This window comes from Streptomyces sp. UH6, from assembly GCF_013421635.1.
Taxonomy (GTDB): Bacteria; Actinomycetota; Actinomycetes; order Streptomycetales; family Streptomycetaceae; genus Streptomyces; species Streptomyces abyssomicinicus.
On the sequence record NZ_JACADT010000659.1, the window covers coordinates 1 to 3,244 of the forward strand.

A 3,244-nucleotide genomic window follows, 5' to 3' on the forward strand; every position below is an offset into this window, starting at 1 on the left:
CGGCGTCCCGCCGGGCACGGACAGCCACGACCTCCAGGACCAGCGTGACCGGTCCGCCGGTCAGGGGATCCGGGACGGCCAGGTGTTCCAGGACACCCACGGCTCCGCGGCCGGCCACGGCACCCCGGGCGCGGGCGCGCACAGCCCTCAGGCCACGGCCGGCACGCAGGGCACGCCCGGTGCGGGCAACGTGACGGGCGGCCCGTTCGGCGGCGTCACCGGAACGCGGGACGGCCACGGCACCCACGGCCACGACACCTACGGCACCGGCACCGGCACCGACGGCACCGCGACCCACGGACGCGACACCCACGCCACCGGAGCCCACGACACCGGCACGTACGCCACGGGTACCGGCGGCACCGGGACCCACGGCACCGGCACCCGCCACGCCGACGACGGCCCCGGCGAGACGCTGCACCGGCTGCTGCCGCACGAGGACACGGAGAAGCAGACCCAGCGCCTGCACCACGCCATGGGCGGCTTCGTCGACGAGCCCCGCGGCTCGGTGGCCGAGGCGGAGAAGATCCTGGACGAGGTGTCCGAACGCCTCAGCTCCTGCCTGACCGCCCGGCGCCGCACCCTGCGCACCGCCTGGCAGTCCCTGGGCGACGAGACCGCCGACCCGTCCGCCGACACCGAGCAGCTCCGGCTGATCCTGCGCGACTACCGCGAGCTCACCGAGCGGCTGCTGCGGCTCTGACGCCCCCTCCGCGAAGCACCGACGCAGCCGACGCAGCCGACGCAGCCGAGGAGCCGAGAAGTTCAGTCCCGCCGGGCCCGCCGCTCGGCCAGCACGCCCTCCACGTCGAAGGGCTTGCGGCCGAGCGGCGGGCCCGGCGGCGGCTTGTACATCATGTCGCGGATCTTGACGTTCACGTCCTCGAGGATCTTGCGCGCCGCCCCCTCCGTCGGGGCGGCCAGCGCCGCCTCGTGGGCGTCCTCGGCCTCCTTGCGCAGGGCCAGCGCCGGAGGCAGCACGGACAGGCCCTCGCGGGCCATCTTGCGCTTCACCCACCACAGGTCGTCGTGCGCGGCGCCGAGGTCCGGCAGGGGCTTGCCCGCGCCCGGCAGATCGGCGAACTCGCCCCGGGCCTCCGCCTCACGGATCTGGCGGTCCACCCAGGACTCGAAGTTCACGCCCGGAGGCTTCCGTTCGGTCATGCGTCCATTGTCCCGGACCGGAGGTCCGGCGGACGAGCGGCATCAGGCCGATCTATCATCGGCACCGGTCCGCCCGGTACGCACCACGAGGAGCTGAGCGCAGTGCTCGAACTGACCATGGCCGCCGTCTCCGGCACGGACGAGGGCGCCACGGCCGGCATGCAGATGGCCGACGCGCCCAGCGCCCCCGGCTCGGTGCTGCGGGTCGGCCGCGACAAGGCGGTGTGCCGGCTCGGCACGCCGTCGGACTGGCTGTTCGTCTCCCGGGTCCACCTGGAGTTCCAGTACGGTTCGGACGGCGTCTGGCACCTGACCTGGCTGCGCGGCTCCCAGCCGGACCCCTCCTCCGAGGTCCGCATCCTGATGGGCGGCGCCACCCACCCGCTGGCCTACGGCGGCACGGTCACCCTGCCGCCCGGCGGCTCCGGCGAGATCGTCGTCCAGGACCGCACCTCGCCCCGCAGCGTCAACGTGGGCTTCTACCACGAGGCCTGACCCCCCGGCCCCGGCGCGGAGCCGCTACGCCAGGACCCGTGCCAGCGCGAACCCGTCGTGTCCCTTGACCCCCACCGTCTGCAGCGCGGTGCCGCTGAGCCTCGGGTGCGTGGCGATCAGTTCCAGCGCGGCGCGGGTGCCGCGGACGTCCGGGGCGTCGCCGTCGGCGTCGGTGACCCGGCCGCCGCGCACCACGTTGTCCACGACGATCAGGCTGCCCGCCGAGGTGAGCCGCAGCGCCCACTCCACGTAGTGCGCGTTGTTGGCCTTGTCGGCGTCGATGAACACCAGGTCGAAGGGGGGCGGGTGCTCGTCGGCCAGCTTCGGCAGCGACTCCAGCGCCGGGCCCACCCGCACCTCCACGATCCGGTCCAGCCCCGCCCGGGCGAGGTTGCGGCGGGCGATCGCGGCGTGCCGCTCCTCGTACTCCAGAGTGACCAGGCGGCCGTCCGCCGGCAGGGCGCGGGCCAGCCAGATGGTGCTGTACCCGGCCAGCGTGCCGATCTCCAGGATGTTCCGGGCCCCCTGCGTCTCGGCCAGCAGGCGCAGCAGCTTGCCCGCGGTCGCCGACACGCCGATCGGCGGCAGGCCCGCCTCGCCGGCGTCGCGCAGGGCCGCCGTCAGTGCCTCGTCCTCCGGGGCGAGCAGGGCGGACAGATAGTCGTCGACGTCGTTCCAGACTGCGGGATTCCCGCCTGCGGGGTCGCTCATCGGACAGTCCTTTCCCTGGGGCCGACCGGCCGACCGGCCGACGGGCCGACCGGCCGGCCGGACGGGGCGGAGGGAACCCCGCGGGTCCCCTTCCCCGGGGATTATGGCCCCGGCCCGCCGCCCGCGCCCGCCACCGTGAGCACGCGCCGCCGCCGTGCCGGTCAGTCCTGGACGCGGTCGAACCGGGGTCCGTCGGCGTCCGCGGCCACCGTGTACCGGGTGGCGGCGCCGCCGTCCCGGACGGTCTGGCAGGTGTACCCGCTGGGCGCGGACCCGTCGACCGCGGCGGCGACGGGAATCTCGTCGCAGGACAGCTCGGTGCCGGCGTCGCCGCCGAACCGCTCCCAGAACTCGTGGTGGACGCGCCGGGCGACCAGCAGCCGCTTCTGCGGCTCGGCTCGGTAGGGGGTGAGGACGTCGTCCGGTTCGTAGGTCTCGCCGATGGTGACGGTGTAGGGGATCTCGACCCCCTCGTACGTCACCGTGCACGCGCTGCTCGCCTTCGCCTCCCGGGTGACGCCGTGCGGGCAGACCGCGGTGGTCCTGCCCGCCACCCGGGCGTCGCTCAGCAGGTCTCCCTGGAGCGCGTACTCGACCTGCGTGGTGAAGTCCGCGCCGTTGTCCGGCTTCCCGGGGGGCTCTTCCATGTCCGCGCCGCTCGCGGCGACCCCCTCCTGAGGGCCGGTGACCGCCACGGCCAGCGGCCCGGCCGTCGTCGCCGAGGATTCCGGCGCGGCGTCGGAGGCGGTGCCCGCTCCGTCCGCCGGAGAGGGGCCGGTGGCCGCCCCGTCGTCGGATCCACAGCCGGCGACCAGCAGCGCGGCGGCGGCAACACCCAGGAACAAGGGGGGAATTCGTCGCATGACCGGAATGC

At 75.0% G+C, this 3,244-nt stretch carries 5 protein-coding genes; 2 read left to right on the forward strand and 3 right to left on the reverse strand.

Annotation, left to right across the window (positions count from 1 at the left end; genetic code table 11):
• Positions 1-703 (forward strand): hypothetical protein (locus HW445_RS23805; protein WP_180222996.1); only part of this gene is annotated, 703 nt, incomplete at its 5' end.
• Positions 704-765: 62 nt separating this feature from the next.
• On the opposite strand, the gene HW445_RS23810 is transcribed toward HW445_RS23805, so the two are convergent.
• Positions 766-1,164 carry a DUF1992 domain-containing protein gene (locus HW445_RS23810; RefSeq protein WP_180222997.1) on the reverse strand — a complete coding sequence of 133 codons (399 nt, stop codon included), beginning with the start codon at positions 1,162-1,164 and terminating at the stop codon, positions 766-768.
• 102 nt (positions 1,165-1,266) lie between these two features.
• On the opposite strand from HW445_RS23810, the gene HW445_RS23815 reads away from it, so the two are divergent.
• A complete protein-coding gene (locus tag HW445_RS23815; protein ID WP_151773019.1) occupies positions 1,267-1,659 on the forward strand; it encodes an FHA domain-containing protein in 393 nt (130 codons plus the stop codon).
• A 24-nt stretch (positions 1,660-1,683) separates the two neighbouring features.
• Here HW445_RS23815 and HW445_RS23820 read toward each other — a convergent pair whose 3' ends face one another.
• Together HW445_RS23820 and HW445_RS23825 are read right to left on the reverse strand one after the other, a co-directional pair.
• Positions 1,684-2,370 carry an O-methyltransferase gene (locus HW445_RS23820; protein WP_180222998.1) on the reverse strand — a complete coding sequence of 229 codons (687 nt, stop codon included), beginning with the start codon at positions 2,368-2,370 and terminating at the stop codon, positions 1,684-1,686.
• A 161-nt stretch (positions 2,371-2,531) separates the two neighbouring features.
• The coding region (locus HW445_RS23825) for a hypothetical protein (RefSeq protein ID WP_218957330.1) at positions 2,532-3,244 on the reverse strand (713 nt) is incomplete at its 5' end.